At 57.5% G+C, this 20,582-nt stretch carries 15 protein-coding genes; 11 read left to right on the top strand and 4 right to left on the bottom strand.

All coding sequences use genetic code 11. The features are described 5' to 3' along the window. The first annotated feature begins 33 nt into the window (after positions 1-33). The 4 genes from U5A05_RS13850 to U5A05_RS13835 all read left to right on the top strand — a co-directional run bounded on the left by U5A05_RS13850 (position 34) and on the right by U5A05_RS13835 (position 4,064). Complete coding sequence (locus U5A05_RS13850; RefSeq protein WP_321833417.1) at positions 34-1,152, top strand: muconate cycloisomerase family protein; 1,119 nt, start codon at positions 34-36, stop codon at positions 1,150-1,152. A gap of 106 nt (positions 1,153-1,258) precedes the next feature. Next, positions 1,259-1,549, top strand: a complete 291-nt coding sequence (catC, locus tag U5A05_RS13845; protein ID WP_261738474.1) for a muconolactone Delta-isomerase — start codon at positions 1,259-1,261, stop codon at positions 1,547-1,549. A gap of 38 nt (positions 1,550-1,587) precedes the next feature. Beyond that, positions 1,588-2,514 carry a catechol 1,2-dioxygenase gene (catA, locus tag U5A05_RS13840; protein ID WP_321833414.1) on the top strand — a complete coding sequence of 309 codons (927 nt, stop codon included), beginning with the start codon at positions 1,588-1,590 and terminating at the stop codon, positions 2,512-2,514. Between the two features lie 125 nt (positions 2,515-2,639). After that, entirely contained in the window at positions 2,640-4,064 is a 1,425-nt protein-coding gene (locus U5A05_RS13835) for an FAD/NAD(P)-binding protein (protein WP_321833413.1), read from the top strand. A 49-nt stretch (positions 4,065-4,113) separates the two neighbouring features. Here the strand turns inward: U5A05_RS13835 and mgrA are convergent, their stop codons facing one another. Further along, on the bottom strand, positions 4,114-5,151 hold the full coding sequence (gene mgrA, locus U5A05_RS13830; RefSeq protein ID WP_321833412.1) for an L-glyceraldehyde 3-phosphate reductase: 1,038 nt from the start codon (positions 5,149-5,151) through the stop codon (positions 4,114-4,116). Between the two features lie 361 nt (positions 5,152-5,512). On the opposite strand from mgrA, the gene U5A05_RS13825 reads away from it, so the two are divergent. Together U5A05_RS13825 and U5A05_RS13820 are read left to right on the top strand one after the other, a co-directional pair. Further along, positions 5,513-6,613 (top strand): polyamine ABC transporter substrate-binding protein, encoded by a 1,101-nt coding sequence (locus U5A05_RS13825; protein WP_321833411.1) that lies wholly within the window; start codon positions 5,513-5,515, stop codon positions 6,611-6,613. Positions 6,614-6,702: 89 nt separating this feature from the next. Next, entirely contained in the window at positions 6,703-7,815 is a 1,113-nt protein-coding gene (locus U5A05_RS13820; RefSeq protein WP_321833410.1) for a DmpA family aminopeptidase, read from the top strand. 153 nt (positions 7,816-7,968) lie between these two features. Here the strand turns inward: U5A05_RS13820 and U5A05_RS13815 are convergent, their stop codons facing one another. Next, a complete protein-coding gene (locus U5A05_RS13815) occupies positions 7,969-9,708 on the bottom strand; it encodes a dipeptidase (protein WP_321833409.1) in 1,740 nt (579 codons plus the stop codon). A 103-nt stretch (positions 9,709-9,811) separates the two neighbouring features. Further along, positions 9,812-10,594: a helix-turn-helix transcriptional regulator gene (locus U5A05_RS13810; RefSeq protein ID WP_321833408.1), complete on the bottom strand. Its 783-nt coding sequence runs from the start codon at positions 10,592-10,594 to the stop codon at positions 9,812-9,814. A gap of 93 nt (positions 10,595-10,687) precedes the next feature. Here U5A05_RS13810 and U5A05_RS13805 point away from each other — a divergent pair, with 93 nt between their 5' ends. The 5 genes from U5A05_RS13805 (at position 10,688) to U5A05_RS13785 (ending at position 17,002) form a co-directional block, all read left to right on the top strand. Further along, positions 10,688-11,512 (top strand): carbon-nitrogen hydrolase family protein, encoded by an 825-nt coding sequence (locus tag U5A05_RS13805; RefSeq protein WP_321833407.1) that lies wholly within the window; start codon positions 10,688-10,690, stop codon positions 11,510-11,512. Next, on the top strand, positions 11,509-12,609 hold the full coding sequence (locus U5A05_RS13800) for a polyamine ABC transporter substrate-binding protein (protein ID WP_261738466.1): 1,101 nt from the start codon (positions 11,509-11,511) through the stop codon (positions 12,607-12,609). Before U5A05_RS13805 ends, U5A05_RS13800 begins: the two co-directional genes overlap by 4 nt. A gap of 409 nt (positions 12,610-13,018) precedes the next feature. Continuing rightward, positions 13,019-13,585 (top strand): fimbrial protein, encoded by a 567-nt coding sequence (locus U5A05_RS13795; protein ID WP_315968111.1) that lies wholly within the window; start codon positions 13,019-13,021, stop codon positions 13,583-13,585. A gap of 140 nt (positions 13,586-13,725) precedes the next feature. Further along, the gene (locus U5A05_RS13790; RefSeq protein WP_261738465.1) at positions 13,726-14,475 is read left to right on the top strand and encodes a fimbrial biogenesis chaperone; all 750 of its coding nucleotides are present in this window, start codon (positions 13,726-13,728) and stop codon (positions 14,473-14,475) included. A 31-nt stretch (positions 14,476-14,506) separates the two neighbouring features. Then, on the top strand, positions 14,507-17,002 hold the full coding sequence (locus U5A05_RS13785) for a fimbria/pilus outer membrane usher protein (protein ID WP_321833401.1): 2,496 nt from the start codon (positions 14,507-14,509) through the stop codon (positions 17,000-17,002). Between the two features lie 34 nt (positions 17,003-17,036). Here the strand turns inward: U5A05_RS13785 and U5A05_RS13780 are convergent, their stop codons facing one another. Then, positions 17,037-20,576 carry an ATP-binding protein gene (locus tag U5A05_RS13780; RefSeq protein WP_261738463.1) on the bottom strand — a complete coding sequence of 1,180 codons (3,540 nt, stop codon included), beginning with the start codon at positions 20,574-20,576 and terminating at the stop codon, positions 17,037-17,039. Positions 20,577-20,582: the final 6 nt, after the last annotated feature.

Genomic DNA, 20,582 nt, shown 5'->3' with positions numbered 1-20,582 from the left:
GACTGCTATTACCTATCTGACGGGAAGACTGAAATGCCCCAAGTCCTGATTGAAAGCCTGACGACCCTGATCGTCGACCTGCCCACCATTCGCCCGCATACGCTGGCAATGCACACCATGCGCAAGCAGACCCTGGTGATCCTGCGCCTGCGTTGCAGTGACGGTATCGAAGGTATCGGCGAGGCCACCACTATCGGCGGTCTGGCCTACGGTTATGAAAGCCCGGAAAGCATCAAGGCCAACATTGATGCGCACCTGGCGCCGATGCTGGTGGGCAAGCCTGCAGACAATATCAATGCCGCCATGCAGACCCTGGACAAGATCGCCAAGGGCAACACCTTTGCCAAGTCCGGTATCGAAAGTGCGCTACTCGATGCCCAGGGCAAGCGCTTGGGGTTGCCGGTAAGCGAACTGCTCGGCGGTCGGGTGCGTGACAGCCTGGAAGTGGCCTGGACCCTGGCCAGCGGCGACACCGCCCGCGACATCGCCGAAGCCGAGCAGATGCTGGAGGCGCGCCGCCACCGGATCTTCAAGTTGAAGATCGGCGCTAACCCGCTGGAGCAGGATCTTAAACATGTGCTGGCGATCAAAAAGGCCCTCGGCGACCGGGCCAGCGTACGTGTCGACGTCAACCAGTATTGGGACGAGTCCCAGGCCATCCGTGGCTGTCAGGTACTGGGGGATAACGGTGTCGACCTGATCGAGCAGCCAATTTCTCGGGTCAATCGCTCGGGGCAGGTGCGCCTGAACCTGCGCAGCCCGGCGCCGATCATGGCCGATGAGTCCATCGAAAGTGTTGAAGACGCGTTCAGCCTCGCGGCGGACGGCGCGGCCAGCGTATTCGCTCTAAAAATCGCCAAGAACGGTGGCCCCCGTGCTGTTTTGCGCACTGCGCACATCGCCGAAGCGGCGGGCATCGCCCTGTACGGCGGCACCATGCTTGAAGGCTCGGTGGGCACCCTGGCATCGGCCCATGCGTTCCTCACCCTCAAGCAATTGACCTGGGGTACCGAGTTGTTCGGGCCGCTGTTGCTCACCGAAGACATCGTCACCGAGGCGCCGCTGTACCGCGATTTTGAACTGCATATCCCGCGTACCCCGGGCCTGGGCCTGACGCTGGACGAAGAGCGGCTGGCGCGTTTTCGCCGCTGAACCAAACCTTGTGGGAGCGAGCCTGCTCGCGATGCAGGCGCCTCGATGTCTTCGCGAGCAGGCTCGCTCCCACAAATGGCATTCCCGTTTATTCAAGGAGAACCCCATGCTTTTCCACGTAAAAATGACGGTAAACCTACCGCTGGATATGGACCCGACCAAGGCCGCGAAACTCAAGGCTGATGAAAAGGAACTGGCCCAGCGCCTGCAACAGGAAGGCAAATGGCGCCATTTGTGGCGCATTGCCGGGCATTACGCCAACTACAGCGTATTTGACCTGGCCAGTGTCGAGGCATTGCACGACACCCTGCTGCAGTTGCCGCTCTTTCCTTACATGGATATCGAGATAGAAGGGCTGTGCCGCCATCCGTCCTCGATCCATGACGACGACCGCTAACGCTTTCATCCCTGCATAAAAAAAATAAGGTGAGCCCCATGACCGTGAAAATTTCCCATACTGCCGCGATCCAGAGTTTCTTCAAGGAAGCCGCCGGCTTTGGCAGCGACAACGGCAGCCCGCGCCTCAAAAGCATCATTTTGCGGGTGCTGCAGGACAGCGCCAAAATCATCGAAGACCTGGACATTACCGAAGACGAATTCTGGAAGTCCGTGGACTATCTCAACCGTCTGGGCGGTCGCTCAGAGGCCGGTCTTTTGGTGGCAGGCCTGGGCATCGAACATTTTATCGATCTCTTGCAGGACGCCAAGGATGAGCAGGCCGGTCAGTTCGGCGGCACCCCGCGCACCATCGAAGGCCCGCTGTACGTGGCCGGCGCCCCGATCTTCGAGGGCCAGGCACGCATGGACGACGGCAGCGAGGAGGGCATTGCCACTGTGATGTTCCTCGAAGGGCAGGTGTTCGATACCCAAGGCAACCCGTTGGCCGGAGCCACCGTCGATCTGTGGCATGCCAACACCAAGGGCACTTACTCGTTCTTCGACCAGAGCCAGTCTGAATACAACCTGCGTCGGCGCATCATCACCGATGCCCAGGGTCGCTATCGCGCCCGCAGTATCGTGCCATCGGGCTACGGTTGCGATCCGCAAGGCCCGACCCAGGAGTGTCTGGATCTGCTGGGGCGTCACGGCCAGCGTCCGGCCCATGTGCACTTCTTTATCTCGGCTTCTGGCCACCGCCACCTGACCACCCAGATCAACCTGTCGGGCGATAAATACCTGTGGGACGACTTTGCCTATGCCACCCGCGAAGGTCTGGTCGGCGAAGTACAGTTTCGCGACGATGGCGCCCGTGATGTGGCTGGGCGTTATGCCGAGCTGACGTTCGATTTCCAGTTGCAGCAGGCAGCCGCCCCGGCCGCCGAACTGCGCAGCCATCGCCCGCGAGCGTTGCAGGACAGCTGATCACTGAAGGTTCGGGTGACCTCAACTGAGAAAGCGAGTGCTTGAATCCGGGCGCTGAACACAGGAAGATCAGTGACAAACCCCTGCGTTCAGCGCTCTATAAATTCAGGAACGAGTGAATGACCATGAGTGAGCCGCAAACCGGACAGCAAACCCCTGCCATTCGCGAGGCCGATGTTTTGATAGTGGGTGGTGGCCTGAGCGGCACCTTGTTGGCCATGCAACTGCTGCGCTTGCCGGGTGCCCGGCGCATCGTGGTGGTGGAGCCCAGGCCCGAACTGGGTCGGGGGGAGGCCTACAGCGCCACCGAGCTGGGGCATACCCTCAATGGTAATGCGGCGCGCATGAGCGTCGAGCCGGAGGATAGCGATGACCTGACCCGCTGGCTGCAAGCCTATATCGCTGACGGTGGCTGGCCCGAGTCCGACAAGCAGCATGTGCCGGTTGCCGAACTGTTCCCGCCACGCGGTCTGTTCGGGTTGTATGTCCAGCAACGCCTGGCCGAAGCTCTGGCTATCGGCGAGCCGAACGGTTCTAGTTTGAGCCATGTGCGCGATGAAGTGATCGACCTGCAAACCCTTGAACACGGTGTCAGGGTTACGCTCAAGGACGGTAGCCAGTGGCAGGCAGGTGCAGCAGTGTTGGCCACCGGCATGTTTGCGGCAGCCCGTACCGCTCAGCGTGACTCCAGTGGTCTTAACGCAGCGGCGCTGGACCCGTGGAATGTTGAAGCATTGCGAGCGCTGCCGACTGATGCCAGGGTGTTGATCATCGGCTCGGGGCTGACCATGGTCGATGCGCTGGAGTCGCTGAATCAGGCGGGTCATCGCGGACCAATCGAGGTCTTTTCCCGTCATGGTCTGTTACCCCATGTGCGTCGTCAGCCACCGGTCTGGGAAGATTTTTTGAGCCTGGCGCCGGAGCTGCGCAGCCCTTTGCAGTTGCTGCGCGAATTACGCCGCCAATGTGTTCTGGCGCAGGCGCAAGGTATCGACTGGCAAGCGCCGCTGGACACCGTGCGGGTGCACATCGCCAGGCTCTGGAGCCAGGCCAACGACGCACAGCGGCGCCAGTTTGTGCGTCACGTGCGACCCTGGTGGGAGAGCCATCACCACCGCTCACCGCCCCAGGGCAATGCCTTGCTGGAGCGGTTGCTTTCACAAGGGCGGCTGACTATTCGTGCGGCGTCGCTGCAAGGGGTCGACAACTCTGGCCCGCGGGTTCGTCTGCGTTACCGTGGGCAAGCCGAGGCGGTATGGGTTGAAGGCGATGGCCTGATCAACTCCACCGGCATCGAGTATGACTGGCGCCGGGTCGATAAAGCCTTGCCTCGGCAACTGCTGCTGCGCGGGCTGATCCTGCCCGGAAATCTGGGCCTGGGAATTGCGGCCGATGCGGGGGGAGCGGTGTTGAATGCGCAAGCAGAACCCGCGCAACGACTGTTTGCGATGGGGCCGCCATTGCGTGGGATGTGGTGGGAAAGTACTGCGGTGACAGACGTTGCGTTACAGGCCAAGGCCTTGGCGCAACGACTGGCAATGCAGTTTTAGCTAACGGTGGGAGCGAGCAGGCTCGCTCCCACCAAAAAGCCGGTAGCGCTTATTCAGCCGTCGAAGGTTTTTGCCACAAGTTAATCCCGCCTTCCTGGGCAAAGCGGTCGATCTCTGCCAGTTCCTCATGGCTAAAGTTCAAGTTCTGCAACGCTGCGACGTTCTCGATGATCTGCTCCGGGCGGCTTGCGCCGATCAGTGCCGAGGTCACGCGCGGGTCGCGCAGGGTCCAGGCCAGCGCCATCTGGGCCAGGCTCTGGCCCCGACGCTTGGCAATCTCGTTCAACGCCCGTACGTGGGCAATATTGGCCTGGGACAAGTGCGATGATTGCAACGAACCACCGCCCGGACGATTGATCCGCGCATCTGCCGGTATGCCATTGAGGTATTTGTCGGTCAGCAAACCTTGTGCCAGCGGGGTAAAGGCGATCACGCCGGTACCGAGTGCTTCGGCAGTGTCCAGCAGGTCCTTCTCGATCCAGCGATTAAGCAGGTTGTACGCCGGTTGATGAATCAACAGCGGGACTTTCCATTCCTTGAGCAATGCCGCCATTTCTCGGGTTTTGACCCCGGAGTACGACGAGATACCGATATACAACGCCTTGCCCTGTTGCACGGCCGTGGCCAGAGCGCTGGCGGTTTCTTCCAGCGGCGTGTCGGGGTCGAAGCGGTGCGAGTAGAAAATGTCCACGTAGTCCAGGCCCATGCGCTGCAGGCTCTGGTCGAGGCTTGCCAGTACGTATTTGCGCGAACCGCCACCCTGACCGTAAGGGCCGGGCCACATGTCCCAGCCAGCCTTGCTGGAGATAATCAGCTCATCGCGGTACTGCTTGAAGTCTTCGCGCAGCAGGCGGCCGAAATTGGTCTCGGCGCTGCCGTAGGGCGGGCCGTAGTTGTTGGCCAGGTCGAAGTGATTGATGCCCAGATCGAACGCGGTGCGCAGCAGCGCACGCTGGGTGTCGATCGGTGTGCTGTCGCCAAAGTTGTGCCACAGGCCCAGAGACAATGCGGGCAGCACCAGCCCGCTGCGACCCGTGCGGCGGTAAGGGATGGAATCGTAGCGGTTTGCGGCAGCGATATAAGTCATCAAATCCTCATCGTTCAGGTGTGTTCGTATTCTCTTGAGCAATCTGCGTACCAGCCGTTGCGACTGCACAAATCCCAGCTTAGAGCAGTCGGGTGCTGTCGGTGGGTGAAACATTTGCTGATTGGCTGTTTGTCTGGCAACAGCGTGTGGCGCCCGGACATAGAATCGGACACGCACAGTGGCCATAAAGATCCCCTTTTGGCCTGCCTCCCTCTGTGATCGGGCAGAGCTCTCGGCAAGAATCAAAGCCGCCACGCCATAAAAACAAACCTTTCGTCCTTACCCTTGGCCATTTGCAGGCCGCTGCCGTGTACAGAACATAACAACTAACGATCTCACGCCGAACCTGGGGAACTGACTCATGGACACTATGAAACGCTTACTGGGCGCCACTGTTTGCGGGCTGACGCTGCTGGCCAGCGGTGTACAGGCCGAACAGCGGCAATTGCGGGTTTACAACTGGGCGGACTATATCCTGCCGTCGGTGCCCAAGGACTTCGCCAAGCAAACGGGGATCAAGGTGACCTGGGATTCGTTCGACACCAACGAAGCCCTGGAAGCCAAGCTGCTGACCGGCAACTCGGGGTATGACCTGGTGGTGCCGTCCAATCAGTTTCTCGATACCCAGATCAAGGCCGGGGTGTTCCAGAAACTGGACAAGTCCAAGCTGCCCAACTGGCAGCACCAGGACCCGGCCCTGCTCAAGTTGCTGGACACCAATGACCCCGGCAACCAGTACGCGGTGCCTTATATGTACGGCACGGTGCTGATCGGCTTCAACCCGGCCAAGGTCAAGGCCGCGCTGGGCGAGAATGCGCCGGTGGACAGCTGGGACCTGGTGTTCAAACCGGAGAACATGGCCAAGCTCAAATCCTGCGGCGTAGCGATGCTCGACTCACCGTCGGAAATCCTGCCGTTGGCACTGCACTATCTGGGCCTGGACCCCAACAGTCAGAACCCGGCAGACTATGAAAAAGCCAAGCAACTGATGCTGAAGATTCGTCCCTATGTGACCTACTTCAACTCGGCCAAGTACATGACCGACATTGCCAATGGCGACATCTGCGTGGCCATCGGTTACTCCGGCAGCTTTTACCAGTTCGGCAATCGCGCCAAGGAGTCGGGCAACGGCGTAGTGGTCGACTGGCGCCTGCCAAAGGAAGGCGCGCCGATCTGGTTTGATACGTTTGCGATCCCTAAAAGCGCGAAGAATGTCGAGCAAGCGCATGAGTTTCTCAACAACCTGCTGGAGTCCAAGGTCATCGCCGGGATCAGTGATTTCCTCGGCTATCCCAACGTCAACAAGGATTCGCTGCCACTGATCAACAAGGACATCACCGGCAACCCGAACCTGACACCGACCAGTGAGGCACTTAAATCCTTGTATGTGGTGCAACCGTTGCCGCAGAAAATGGAGCGCGTAAGGACTCGGGTCTGGACCAGTATCAAATCCGACAAGTAACCCCTCGGGGGTAGTGAATGGGGGTTATCGTCAAGTGCTTGCCGGGTTTCTACACTGGGGGCACTTTATCGAACGACGAGAACAGCACCATGCGTATCCGTGAGCTTGGCATCACCATCGGTTCGGGCACTCCGGGCGTGTACAACGCCATCACCGATGTACCCGGTGTGCGAGTGGGTCATCACACCCTCAATGTTGAAACCGATGAGGTTTCCATCCATTCCGGTGTGACCGTGATTGAACCACGGGCCGGTGCAACGCATCTACAACCGTGCTTTGCGGGCGTGCATGTGCTCAATGGCAACGGTGATGCCACGGGGCTGGAGTGGATTCGCGAGGCAGGGTTGCTGACTTCGCCCATCGCCTATACCAACACTCACAGCGTGGGCGTGGTGCGCGATGCTCTGGTTTCGGCCGAGCGCGAATTGGGCAAGCAACACACCTATTGGTGCATGCCCGTGGTGCTGGAAACCTACGACGGTACGCTGAACGATATCTGGGGCCAGCACGTTACTGCAGAACATCTGCACCTGGCACTGCAGGACGCAAAGTCCGGCCCGGTGCAGGAAGGCAATGTGGGTGGTGGTACGGGGATGATCTGTCACGAATTCAAGGGCGGGATCGGCACGTCTTCACGGGTCTTGAGCCCGGAGCAGGGTGGCTGGACCGTGGGCGCGCTGGTGCAGGCCAACTACGGCGTACGTGAAGCCTTGCGGGTGGGTGGGTACCCGGTCGGTACAGTGCTGGATGACGTGCCGTCGCCGTTTAAAAGCGCGGTTAATGTTGGCGTACCGGGCATGGGTTCTATCGTGATTACTATTGCGACCGATGCGCCCTTGTTGCCGCACCAATGCACCCGTCTTGCGCAGCGTGCCAGCGTCGGGCTGGCGCGGGTGGGTGGGGGAACGGAAGACTCCAGCGGCGATATTTTCATTGCCTTCGCGGTGGGCAACAACAATCTGCCAGCGGCCAATTTAGGCCATCCGGGCGAGCCGACCACGGCGCTGCAGATGGTCAACAACGACTACATCTCGCCGCTGTTTGTAGCAGCGGCGGATGCGGTTGAAGAGGCGATTCTCAATGCCATGCTTGGCGCTGAAGACCTGTCAGGGTGCGGCAATACCGTGCTGGCGCTCAAGCCCGAACGTTTGCTGGCAGCCTTGAAGCAGGTGGGCTGGAAGCCGAATATCAAACTTGCGTAGCAGCTGCCACAGGAACGAGGCTGCGTTCGATTGCGAAGCGATCGTAAATCCTGAATCCTCGGTCTAACTGATAGACCGCAAGTTTAGTTTTTACGACGGCTGCGCCGTCGAACGCAGCCTCGTTCCTGCGGCAGCTGCTACGGATATTTACCCTCAGAGTTTCGGCAATTGCCCGATGCGGGCCATCATCTCGGTGACGATCTGCAGGTCCAGCATGAACTGCTCTACAGTCTTGAACTCGTTGTCGGTATGCCCGGTGTACTTGACATCGGGCATGGCCAGACCAAATTGCACGCCGTTGGGCAGGTCATGCACCGACGTCGCACCCGCCGAAGTACCGAACTTGTGTTCCATGCCAAGGTTCTCGCTGGCTACGGCCAGCAGGGCCTTGACCCACTCTCCCTCGGGGTTGCGATACATCGGCTCGGCGATGGTGTAGGCAAAGGTCACCGGCACTTGTTTGCGCTTGCTCCAGGCATCCAGTTTTTCGGCGATTTGCGCTTTGAGTGCTTCAGGCGACTTGCCCTTGGGTACGCGCAGGTTCACCGCCAGCTTGAGTGCCTTGTCATCCAGCCCGACAAAGGTCAGTGAAGTGGTCAGCGGTCCCATGAACGCATCGGCAAAACCGATCCCCAGCTTGCCACCCTCGTAGTCCAGCCCCCAGTTGTCGGCGCCATAGTGCGCGGCGTCGGTAATGTGGTTGTGCTTGAGGGCGATCTGGCCGTCAACGCTGCTGATGAAATCAAGCATCCGGGCCACCGGGTTGATCCCGGATTCGGGCTCGGAGGAGTGCGCGGAAACCCCAGTCACCGTAAGCACGACGTCTTTGCCGACTACCTTGGCGTTCACCTCGAAATTGTCGCCATTGCGCCGCACATATTCAGCACCGGCCTTGTTCAGACTGGCGGCCAGTTCGTCCGGTTTGTCGGTGACCAGGGTGGCGATCGATGTCGACGGAATCTGGTTGGTTGCCATGCCGCCCGTGAGCGAGATGATTTCTGCGCCCTGACCCTCGGCGTTACGTCGCGCAAAGCTGGCCATGACGGTTCCGTAGCCTTTTTCGGCAATGACCACCGGGTAGCCGCCATCCAGCGCCAGGTTGTAGTTGGGCACCGGGTTGTGTTCGAAGTAATAGGGGATGGCATCACCGGACGTTTCTTCGGTGGTGTCGATCAGCAGCTTGAAGTTCCTGGCCAGTGGCAGCTTCTCTTCCTTGATCACTTTCATGGCGTACATCGCCACCACTATGCCGTTTTTGTCATCCTCGGTGCCGCGTCCGTACATACGGTCGCCGATCAGTGTGACCTTGAACGGATCGAGTTTGGTCCCGTCCTTGAGCACCCAGTTTTCAGGGGTCACGGGTACTACGTCGGCGTGGGCGTGAATGCCGACTACTTCATCGCCACTGCCTTCGAGGGATACTTCGTAGACGCGGTTGTCGATATTGCGAAAATTCAGGTTAAAGGCCTTGGCCAGGTCCTTGATCTTGTCGGCAATCTTGAGAAATTGCGGGTTCTCGTACTGGGGCACGCCGTCCACGTTGACGGTCGGGATGGCAACCAGTTCACGTAGGGTTTCGGTGGCCGCCTGGCCGTATTTCAGGCGTGTGTAGAGGCCCAGCAGACGGTAGATTTCGTTCTGCTGTTCAGCGGTCAGGGCCTTGTGGTCGATAAAGGCACTGATGGTTGGCTCCAGGTTATCGGTTTTGGCCAGTTCGCTTTTGGCTACAGCTCCCAGAAACTGCCTGAAGTCGGTAACCGGCGCGTTGTCGAAAGTCTTGAGGATGACCGCGCTCTGTTGCGGCGTGAGGGTGGCGTATGCAGTGCTGCTGAACGCGGTGAGGCTGGCCATCACCAAGGTTGCAGCAGCCAGTTGCTTGACTGAAAAATCCATTGTGTGGGGCATTCCTTTGCAGGCAGTTGGTTAGAAATGGGCGTTAAATGAAACAAAACATTTCTCAACTTACACTGCGAGGGAGGGCAACGGTAGGTGCTTTTTACTCTTGCGCCTGTAAAAACAACGAGAACAGTTCGGACTGTGACTTGATCCCCAACTTGCTGTACATGTGCTTGCGGTGCACTTTCACCGTCTCGGCCGAAATCGCCAGTTTGCGTGCGATTTCCTTGTTCGAGCAGCCGCTGAGCAGTAGTAGGCCGACTTCCATTTCCCGTGCGGTCAGTGGCGTAGTCAACTGCTCAGTGGCTGCTTCCAGGCGGCTTTGCCAGTTGGGCGTCAGCTCCGGCGCCTCCTTGGGTTCGCGCTCAAAGTTCAGGCGTTGGCGCATCAGTGCGGCTACCCACGGTTGCACCAGCCCCAGCAACGCGGTCTGCTCCAGGCTGAAGCGGCATTGGCTGCCCACTGAAAGGCTCAGGGTGCGTTCGTCGTCGAGTTGCACATTGATATGCACCTCGTCGGTGACGATATTCAGGCGGAAATAACGCTGATAGTAATCGGTCTGCTCAAAGCATTCCGGGGCCACGTCCTGCAGGCGGAACAACCCGCTGCGCGGTGATTCGCGGTTGGCGATGTAAAACGGGTCCAGCAGGTACAGGCCCTTGAGGTAGTCCTGAAACAGCGAATCCATGCCACCGTCTGCGCCGGGGGATTCGGCCAGTACGTGCGGTTTGCCTGCGCTGTAAATCAGCACCACCCAGTTATCAACGGGCACATACCGACCCAGCAAACGCACCAGCGCCGTCCAGAAACCGGGCTGGTCGAGGGTTTCAATAACCCGGCCCATCGCGTCATGCCAGGCCACATCCTGCAACGTCAGAGTCATCTCACTACCCACTGGGTGTTACCCCATCGAAGTCATATATTGGCGCTATGCCGCGCACCATACTCGGCTCATCCCTCCCTGCAAGGATCCGAGATGAAAATTGAATTGGTGCAACTGGAAGGCCATGACGGCGACACCGCTTATAACCTGTTGCGCACTCTGAATGCCATCGCCACCTGTGCTCACGATACCGATTTGCTGGTGTTTCCGGAGACCCACCTGAGCGGTTTTGTGGGTGGCCAGCAGTTGGCGCAGGTTGCCGAACCATTGACCGGTCCGACCCTGCAAACCGTATTGCAGGCCGTGCGCGAGCGGGGTGTGAGTGTGGTGGTGGGGATTGCTGAGGTGCATGACGGCAGTTTCTACAACACCTCGGTACTGGTGACACCCGAAGGGATCGCACTGCAGTATCGCAAAACGCATCTGTGGCCAACCGAGCGTGGCGACTTCTGCCCCGGCGACCGTTTTGGCACTGTGCTCTGGAAGGGCGTTCGGGTGGGTCTGCTGATCTGTTACGACATCGAACTGCCGGAAACCAGCCGCGCCCTGGCACAACTGGGTGCCGAGCTGATCATCGTCACCAATGGCAACATGGACCCCTACGGCCCAGTGCATCGCACCGCGATCATGGCCCGCGCTCAGGAGAACCAGGCTTTTGCGGTGATGGTCAATCGCGTCGGGGCCGGGGATGACGGGCTGGTGTTCGCGGGTGGCAGCATGGTGGTCGACCCGTTCGGGCATGTGCTGTTCGAGGCCGGCCGCGAAGAAGTACGGCATGTTGTCGAGCTGGATTTCGATCAGCTCAAGGCCGCCCGCCGTGATTACGACTACCTCAAGGATCGCCGTTTGTTGCTCTCGGGCGAGCAGCTTGAACATGCCGACGGTCGTCGCGAATTGTTGATCGGAGCCTACACATGAATTCCAAGCCCGTTATGCGCCTGGCCCTGGCCGCGCTGTTCAGTTGCAGTGCCGTGAACGCCGTTGCGGCTGAGCCCAGGGTCAACATCTACAACTGGTACGATTTTATCGCCCCGGACACGATGAAAAACTTCCAGGCCGAAACCGGCATCAGCTCCATGTATGACGTGTTCGACAACAGCGATGTGATGCAAAGCAAGCTCATGGCCGGTCGCAGTGGTTATGACGTTGTCGTGGCTACCGGTGATCTGTTGCCCAACCTGATCAAGGCTGGGGTCCTCAAGGAACTGGACGCCTCGAAGTTGCCTAATCGCTCGCACCTTGACCCGGCCATTCTGGCCAAGATGCAAAGCAACGATCCGGGTAATCGTTATGCCGTGCCTTATCTGTGGGGCACCACGGGGGTTGGTTATGATGTCGACAAAATCAGGGCAATCCTGGGGCCGGATGCACCGGTTGATTCCTGGGACCTGATTTTCAAGCCCGAGAACCTGAGCAAGCTCAGCCAGTGTGGGGTGGCGATGCTGGACGCCCCCAGTGAAATAATCCCCATCGCCCTGCATTACCTCGGTCTGCCTTACAACAGCACTAACCCCAAGGACTACCAGAAAGCCGAGGCGTTGCTGCTGACCTTGCGGCCATATATTCGCTACTTTGACTCATCCAAATTCATCACCGACCTGGCCAATGGCAACGTCTGCGCGGTGGTGGGTTGGGCAGGCGGCGTGCAGGACGCCAAAACCGCTTCGGAAGTGGCTGGCAACGGCCGCACCATCCGCTACAGCATCCCCCGCGAAGGGGCGCCGATTTGGGTTGAAAGCATGGTGCTGCTCAACGATGCGCCCAACCCGGAGCAGGGCCTGGCGTTTATCAACTACATGTTGCGCCCACAGGTGATTGCACAGACCTCCACCTACCTCAAGTACCCCAATGCCAACCAGGATGCCAAAGCGCTGATAGACGCGAAGATCCGCGACAATCCGCAGATCTACCCTGGCCAACAGGTGATGGACACGCTGTACCCGCTAGAGCCGTTGCCGCTGAAACTTGAGCGGGTACGCACACGGGTGTGGAGCAAGGTCAAAAGCGGTACGTAAACCCCGAAATCGTGTAGATACTCTGTTCCAGGTCAAGCCCCAGTGGGAGCGAGCCTGCTCGCGAATAATCTTCGCGAGCAGGCTCGCTCCCACGCTTGAAGTATCTCCTCAGCGGCTACATGTGTGCGTATCGTCGCTAGTATCACCTCTTGCAAAACTTTCCGTCCGATCAAAGTTCAATCTTTTGTATTCGGATAGTGCGTACTATTAACCATGCCTAAATGTTAAGTAGCCTGTTATTAGATCTGATAGCAGGTCTTTAATTATCCCGTGGTTATATCTTGCCCTTGAACAAGAACCGTCTCGGCCATTCTCGAGAATGGGCTGCTCATCTTATAGGATGGTATGCGGTACAGTTGTTTTGCCTTAAGGAATAGGCAACTACTCCCTCCTATTGAGTCTTAAAAAAATGAAATTTGCTAAATTATCCTTGGCTATGCTGTTTAGTGCCTCTTGCTTTGCTGTTCAAGCCCAGGCTGCTGACGGTGAAATTAACTTTCAGGGCACTGTAACTTCCAATACATGTTCTGCCGCCGTATCTGACGTGAACGGGGGCGGTGCAGGTTCTGTAACAATGGGTACCGTTACTGCTCTTTCCCTTGCCAAGGCGGGTGATCGGGCTGGCGCTTCAGCTTTTGAGTTGTCCCTTGTAGCACCTGCAGTTGGAGAAGGTGAAACGAACAACTGTGACCTGGCAGCGGGTACGGCCACCGTGCGCTTTATGAGCATGAACGGTGCCGCGGGTGCCAACGGCGAGTGGGTTGGCCTGACCAACGTCGGTACTGAGGGTGTTGCCAAGAACGTCGCCATTCAGATCCGCGACACAACCGGTAACGTTGTGGCAATGGGGCAGGACTCCACCATCTACGAAAACCTGACCGAGCCAATGCGTTTCACCGCGAACTACATCGCGACAGGTGCTGCAACCGCTGGTGAGGCCAACGCCAAAGTAGCGTTCAGCATCGATTACAAGTAATTAACCGACGCTGTCGCTCCTCGCATCCTGTGTACATCAAGGGTAATCATGCGAGCAAACGTTGCACAAGAGCGGACTTGAAAGTCCGCTTTTTCAAAGGCGGCGGCCGTTTTGAAATTTGTTGATAATGTGAAATTCAGATGAATACACTGCGCACTTTTTTCGTGGGCTATTTTTATAGCACCTGGTTGTTGGTTGTACTTGTAGTGGGTGTTTGTTATATGCCCTATGGGGTTGCCGGGGTGATGCTTAACGGCACGCGCATTGTATTGAATGCCAATGATCGAAACGCCTCAACCATTGTCACTAACCTGACCCAGTCTGACTATGCGGTGCAAGTTTGGGTGAATGACGAGAAAGACGATAACGTCTCGCACAGCCCGTTTATTGCATTGCCCGCCCTGTTCAAAATCCGCTCTGGTGAAGAGCAAGTGGTCCGTATCATTAAAACGCCAGGGCAACTGCCGAGTGATCGGGAGTCGGTGTTTTATTTCAATGCCCAGGAAATACCGGTACTTACCAGCGGCGAAAGAAATACGCTGAAAGTTGCGATCCGCACTCGGGTCAAGGTGTTTTATCGCCCGCAACACTTATCCGGCACCGCCAGCGAAGCCCCCGGCCAATTGCTCTGGAAGCTTGTCGATACGGCTTCGGGCAGTGTTCTGAGAGTCAGTAACCCAACGCCTTATCACGTGACGTTTATTGGTATTCGTGTGCTTGAAGGCACGGCTCCGACCGAGCTCAAAGATGTCGACATGGTAGCGCCAAATTCCAGTCTGGATTTCCCTCTGGGGCATTCGGTCAAGGCGCAGAAGGTAGCTGTCGAGTTTTCATTCATTAATGACTACGGCGGTTACAGCGACATCCTGAAATCCAGTGCCGCTCGTTAAAGCTCCCTGTCACTCAAGGATCGAGCGCGAGATGTCTTCTACAAGGGTCGAGGTCAAAGTGTTGCTTCGTTTATGGAGATCTGCACCCGTCTTTGCCGGTGCATTATTGTTTTTAGCCGTTAAACATGCAGACGCCACCGAGTTGGAGTTCGATGCCGGTTTTATTGCCGGTTTCGGGTCGCAGAGCTCGGCGCTCAAAAGTCAGTTGGAGGCCATGCTTAAAGACCGCGATATTGGTCCCGGCAATTATGTCGTCGGCATCAGTGTCAACCAGGACTTTTTCGGTCAGCGGGAGATTCGTTTTATCCGTCAGGGCAACGATCTGGTGCCTTGTCTTTCGCCAGCGATGCTCACTGAGATGGGCATCAAGTTTATGTTGCCCGCCGATGAACCGGAGGAGCAAACACAATGCCTGGATCTTGCGTCACGGGTCTCCGATGCGAAAGTGCATTTCAACAGCCAGAAGCTCACGCTGGATATCAGTGTGCCGCAGATTTCCATGGTGAGTGATGCGCGCGGTTATGTGTCGTCCAAAGAATGGGACGAGGGCATCAATGCCGGTTTCTTGAACTATCAGTTCTCAGGGTCGCAAAACAACAACCAATACAGCCGTGACACAGGCTATAACCTGTATCTGAACGGCGGTGTCAACCTGGGCAGCTGGCGGCTGCGTTCAAGCGCTTCCTATCAAAAGGACGGCACGTGGGAGCGTTCGAGCTCCTATGCCCAGCGTGACTTGCCGGGCACCATCGGTACCCTCACCGTGGGCGAAAGCGTTACCCCGGGAGATATGTTCCAGAGCGTTCCGTTTCGCGGTGTGCAACTGGCCACCGATGTCGATATGTTGCCCGACTCCATGCAAGGCTATGCCCCCATCATCCATGGCATCGCCCAGACCCAGGCCCGTGTCGAAGTTCGCCAGCACGGCTATTCGATTTACAGCACCTTTGTGCCTCCCGGCCCGTTCGAAATTCGTGACTTGAACACGGCTTCCGGCAGCGGCGACCTGGAGGTGGTGATCATTGAAGCGGACGGCACAGAACGGCGCTTTATCCAGCCGTATGCCACGTTGGGCAACCTGCTGCGTGCCGGTACCTGGCGTTACAGCGTCACCGCTGGCCAGTATCACCAGCAAAACGCCGACTTTGAACAGCCGACATTTACTCAAGCGTCCGTGGCTTATGGTTTTGCCAATGACTACACGCTCTCGTTGGCAGGTTTGCTCAGTGCTTCGTACCGTGCGTATCAAGTAGGCGTCGGCAAGGGCCTCGGCAGTTTCGGGGCGGTGTCGCTGGACGTCACCCAAGCCACCACCGAGATGCGTCACCGCACCATAAGCGGGCAGAGTTACGGGGTGCGTTATGGCAAGGCCTTCGCAACCGGGACCAATATTCGTTTTGCGGGCTATCGCTATTCCACGCCGGGTTATCGTGATTTCAGCGAGACGGTGGGGCAGGATCAGTTCTTGTATGGCGAGCAGGATGACTTTCGTAACGTCAGCCGCCGCAGCCGTCTTGAAGCCAACATTTCCCAGACTTTTGCCAGTAGCACTTCGTTGTACTTGAACTTGAACCAGCAAGACTACTGGAACAGTTCGCGCCAACAGCGTCAGTTGCAGTTTGGTGTCAGCACTCAGGTTTCCAGGGCGAACGTGTCGCTCTACGCCAGCAAGAGCTTGAGTGAAACTTACAACGATGGGCTTCAGGTGGGGCTCACCGCCAGCTTCCCTCTGGGCAACCAGAATGCGAGCGTGAGCATGGATCGCAATGCGGACGGTTCCAACGATCAGCGCCTGGGGTTGAGTGGTAGCACGGGGCGCTACAATGATCTCAACTACAACCTGGATATGCGCCGCAACGAACGCTCGGCCAATACGACATCTGGTTCTGTGGGTTACCGTGCACCCTGGGCCAACGTCAATGCGGGGCTCAGTAGCAGCAGCGAATACAAAACGGCCAACGTGGGTATTTCCGGTTCAGTCATGGCCCATGCCGGTGGTATTCAATTAGGGCAAAGCATGGGCGAAACCATGGCTCTGATTGAGGTCAAGGACACACCGAACGTAGGCACCAACAATGCCCCCGGCACTTTCACCAACAGCAAGGGTTACAGTCTGGTGCCCTATGTGCAGCCGTATCGCAAGAACCGCATCAGCCTGGACACTACCAATCTCGACGCCAATATCGATATTGAAAGCGGCGTGACCACGGTTGTCCCGCGACGTGGTGCGGTGGTCATGGCACGTTTCAAGGCGTCTCGCACAGAGAAAGTACTGGCCTCGGTCAAACTGGCCAACGGTGAATTCGTACCTTTCGGCGCGGCAGTGGTTGATAACGAAGGGGAGCGCATCAACGCCATTGGGCAACGGGGGCAGGTGTTGTTGTCAGTGGGTGACGAAACCCTCTATCACCTGTCATGGGGCACGGCTGTAAACCAGCAGTGTGCCTTTGAAGTCGATTTGGCAAGCGCCTACGACGACGAAGGATTCAAGGTGATAGAAGCCGTATGCAGGCTCAAGGGAAGCTGATGCAGGAGCGGGCTCGCTCCCTCCTGCAGTCAAGTTACGACGTGATTTCAAGCGCCGTGCGCAACTCGATTACCAGGCGCTCCAGTTCAGCCGGTTCCGGTTGACCTGACAGCGCGTACTCCAACTCCTGGCAATGGTTCCACAGCGCATCCGATTGCATCAGCCGCGCAGAGCCTTTGAGTTTGTGCGCGGTGTTGGCCATCCCCTCCAGGTCAAAGGCTGTCAGGCAGGCTTGCAACGTCAGCAGGTCCTTGCGGTTGCTGATGACAAGTTCGGCCATGATCGCCTGTTGTGCGCTGTCAGAGATATCGCCCAGGTAGCCCTCTGGCTGCCCGGTGGTGGCCAGCACCGGAATGTGCTGGCGCAGCAAGGGCAGGCTGACGGGCTTGAGCAGGCATACGTTCATCCCCGCCTTGAGGTAGGCGCGCATGTCTTCGGCGCGTGCGCTGGCGGTGACCCCGATGATGGTGCAGGGTTTGCTCTTGAACTGTTGCTCGAGCTTGCGGATTTCTTCGGTCAACCCGATGCCGTCCAGTTCCGGCATGTTGCAATCGGTGATCACCATGTCAACTTCGTGATCCTCCCATTTGAACAGCGCCTCCAGCCCGTCATGGGCAATCAGCGGTAAATGCCCCAGCAGCTGGATCTGCTCTTGCAGCAGCTTGAGGCTGGGCACGTGATCATCGACGATCAGGATGTTCAGGCGTCTGGTTGTGCTCGCGGGGGCGTGCAGGGTGGAAGGCGTTGCCAGGACCAGGCTGGCATCGACTGCAATCCCTTTGAACGTCATGGTAGTTCCTGAGCCCAACACGCTATCGACCTGTAAATCACCCCCCATGATCCGGCTCAAGGATTGGGCAATCGACAGTCCAAGCCCGGCCCCGCTGTTTTGGCTGATATTGACCTGGGAAAACGGAATAAACAGGGTGGCCATCTCGGAGGGCGGGATACCCCGGCCCGTGTCCTGCACGCTGATAACAAATTCAAAACTGCCTTTTTCCAGGGCCTTGCCAGCTACGCGGATGATCAGGCCGCCGCTTTCGGTGAACTTGATTGCGTTGCTGATCAGGTTGGTCAGTACCTGTTTGACCTTCAGGCGATCAAAGCCTGCGACATGCAAGGCGTAATCGTCGAATTGGGTGTTGATCCATAGGCCCTTTTTCTCGGCACTGACCTGGAAAACATCCACCACGGAGTCAACAATATCCTTGAGGTGCGTGGCTTGAAGGTGCAATTGAGTCTGGCCTGCCTCGATGCTGGAAATATCCAGAATCCCGCCCAGCAATTGCAGAAGACTCAGTGACGACTCGTGGGCAATTTGAATGGACTCACGGTTCTTTTCCGGGGAGCGATCAGGGGTCAGTGCCAGTTCAAGCATGCCGATCATGGCGTTCATGGGCGTACGGATTTCATGGCTCATGGTTGCCAAAAACACCGTTTTAGCGCTGTTGGCCTTGTCCGCATCGGCCTTGGCCTGGCGCAACTGCTCAAGCATGCGCGAGCGGTCGCTGATGTCCAGCCAACCGCACACCACGCCGATGATGTGCTTGCGGTCATCGCGCAGGGGTTGTATCCAGTGATAGATGTCCAGAGCGAGGTCATCCAGCACCCATTGCTGGTCCTTGGCCACGGCTTCACCCGTGGCGACCACATGGGCGTAATCCTGCTGCCACAGTGCAAGAGTCGGCTGGTTCAGCAGGCTGTCCAGCAATCTGGCGTGGGTGTTATGGGTGGCGTTGGCCGAGATGCTTTGCGCGTATGCCGTGTTGAACAACAGTAATTGGCCTTCGCGATCCCGGACATAGATCGGTTGGGGGATGCTGTTGACGATGTTCTGCACAAGGCTCAGGCGATCTTGCAGGACTTTTCGGGTTGTGGATTTTTTGAAAATGATCTTGCGCAGATAAACGATCCAGATACAGGTCGCCAGCAGCAACACAAACAACACGCTCAGCCCCTGATACACCCGCAAACTGAGGCCTTCCCAGTACATATTGTCGGTTGCTGCATTGGCCCGCCAGCGCCCGGCAATAACCGCGGCTTCATTGGGCGATATTTTCATCAGGGCTTTTTCAATGATGGAAATCAGCTGCGGATTGTCCATTGTGCCGGCAACCCCGATCAGGGCATTGACCCCAGGCAGTACGCCTGAAGTCTTCAGGGTGTTTTCATACTTATAAGACAAGTAGTAGCGGGCCTGGTTGGCCGAGGTCACCGTGTAATCGGCTTTTGCGTCCCGGACCATATTCAAGGCATCGGCGATATTGTCGGTGGAGATCAGGTTCAGGTTCGGATAGCGCTGCTTGATAAACTCTTCAAGCGCGTCCGAGCGGGGTAGTGCAATTGTTTTGAGGTTAGAGTCGCTCAGGTCGAAATTGTCGTAGTCGCTGGTGCGGGTAATCACGGTATATGGGGTGGTGATGATGGGCTGGGTAAACAGGTACTTTTTATCCCGCGAGCGGGTCTCGGACAGAATGCTCAACTGTGCGCTGCCATTGTCGAGCAACACCTGGGCGTCGTGAACCGAGCGGGTTCTGATGACTTCGAAATTCAGGCCGGAACTCAGGCGTACCAACTCCAGAAAGTCGGACATGGAACCGCCAAACTGACCGCTGGTGTCAAACAACGCATAAGGCGCCAGATCCTCGCTGACCGCTATTTTGAACGTCGTGTTGCGACTTAGCAGTGCTTTTTCTTCATCGCTCAACAGGTGCAGGAATTCGCCGTTGTAACATTTGAGCGTCGACACCCACCAATTCACCATATCCACTTTTTGGCAGCGACTGCGGGTACGCAGTTGTCGGCTGATGATGGTTTCAAGAACATGGTTGCTTGGCATCACGCCGAAACTGATCGGGGTGTCGGTGTTCTCAACAGTGAGATTGGTCACCAACTGATTGTTGAAGGTCTGGTTGATCAGATAACTGGTGCTGACGGTGTCACCCAGATAGGCCTCTGCAGAACCGTCGAGCACAGCGGCAATGGCTTCGTAGGGTGACTGGTAGCTTTTGATCGTGGTGTTGCGAAATTTTGAGAATGCCAGGTCGCTGACAAATCCGTCTTTTGTGGTCGCTATAACCGATGCTGGGTTCTTCAGGTCCAGGCTCAACAGGCTGCCGGTCTTTGAGTAAAGAGCGACACGGGTGTACGTGTACTCGGCGGTCAGCCCGGAGCCGTACTCCCTGGCCTCGGCCGGTGTGACGGCATCGACCAGATCAATCTCGCCTCGCCTCAAGGCATCAAAGGCCCGCGCCCGATTATCGAAGCGCAGGATGTCAAAGTGGATACCCAGTTTTTTCTGCAGACCGTACAAGTTGTCGGCGGAGATACCTTCGAGCTCATTCTTGGCTGTGGTAATGGTGAAAGGCGGGAAGTTGGGGCTGCTCACTCCCAAACGGACGACTTTTTTGCCCTCGAGCCACTGGTGTTCCTGCTCAGTGACTGGCGCGCTAAACCCGATGTTTTGCCCGACGTTGGACAGCTGGACGGCAGTAGCGGTCATCGCAAAGGAATGACGGACCAGTACGATCAACAGCAGCGCGGCCAGCGTCATGCCCAGGTAATTGCGCTTCATGGGCTG

The organism is Pseudomonas kulmbachensis, assembly GCF_963681935.1.
GTDB classification, from domain to species: Bacteria; Pseudomonadota; Gammaproteobacteria; order Pseudomonadales; family Pseudomonadaceae; genus Aquipseudomonas; species Aquipseudomonas kulmbachensis.
This window is presented reverse-complemented; position numbering and strand designations above follow the sequence as displayed.

Excerpts from the sequence above, each read along its gene's own strand:
- U5A05_RS13820 (WP_321833410.1), top strand. The coding sequence starts at position 6,703 with ATGCGTATCCGTGAGCTTGGCATCACCATCGGTTCGGGCACTCCGGGC.
- U5A05_RS13810 (WP_321833408.1), bottom strand. The coding sequence starts at position 10,594 with ATGACTCTGACGTTGCAGGATGTGGCCTGGCATGACGCGATGGGCCGG.
- catA (WP_321833414.1), top strand. The coding sequence starts at position 1,588 with ATGACCGTGAAAATTTCCCATACTGCCGCGATCCAGAGTTTCTTCAAG.
- U5A05_RS13805 (WP_321833407.1), top strand. The coding sequence starts at position 10,688 with ATGAAAATTGAATTGGTGCAACTGGAAGGCCATGACGGCGACACCGCT.
- U5A05_RS13815 (WP_321833409.1), bottom strand. The coding sequence starts at position 9,708 with ATGGATTTTTCAGTCAAGCAACTGGCTGCTGCAACCTTGGTGATGGCC.
- U5A05_RS13850 (WP_321833417.1), top strand. The coding sequence starts at position 34 with ATGCCCCAAGTCCTGATTGAAAGCCTGACGACCCTGATCGTCGACCTG.
- catC (WP_261738474.1), top strand. The coding sequence starts at position 1,259 with ATGCTTTTCCACGTAAAAATGACGGTAAACCTACCGCTGGATATGGAC.
- U5A05_RS13825 (WP_321833411.1), top strand. The coding sequence starts at position 5,513 with ATGGACACTATGAAACGCTTACTGGGCGCCACTGTTTGCGGGCTGACG.
- U5A05_RS13835 (WP_321833413.1), top strand. The coding sequence starts at position 2,640 with ATGAGTGAGCCGCAAACCGGACAGCAAACCCCTGCCATTCGCGAGGCC.
- U5A05_RS13795 (WP_315968111.1), top strand. The coding sequence starts at position 13,019 with ATGAAATTTGCTAAATTATCCTTGGCTATGCTGTTTAGTGCCTCTTGC.
- U5A05_RS13800 (WP_261738466.1), top strand. The coding sequence starts at position 11,509 with ATGAATTCCAAGCCCGTTATGCGCCTGGCCCTGGCCGCGCTGTTCAGT.
- mgrA (WP_321833412.1), bottom strand. The coding sequence starts at position 5,151 with ATGACTTATATCGCTGCCGCAAACCGCTACGATTCCATCCCTTACCGC.
- U5A05_RS13790 (WP_261738465.1), top strand. The coding sequence starts at position 13,726 with ATGAATACACTGCGCACTTTTTTCGTGGGCTATTTTTATAGCACCTGG.
- U5A05_RS13780 (WP_261738463.1), bottom strand. The coding sequence starts at position 20,576 with ATGAAGCGCAATTACCTGGGCATGACGCTGGCCGCGCTGCTGTTGATC.
- U5A05_RS13785 (WP_321833401.1), top strand. The coding sequence starts at position 14,507 with ATGTCTTCTACAAGGGTCGAGGTCAAAGTGTTGCTTCGTTTATGGAGA.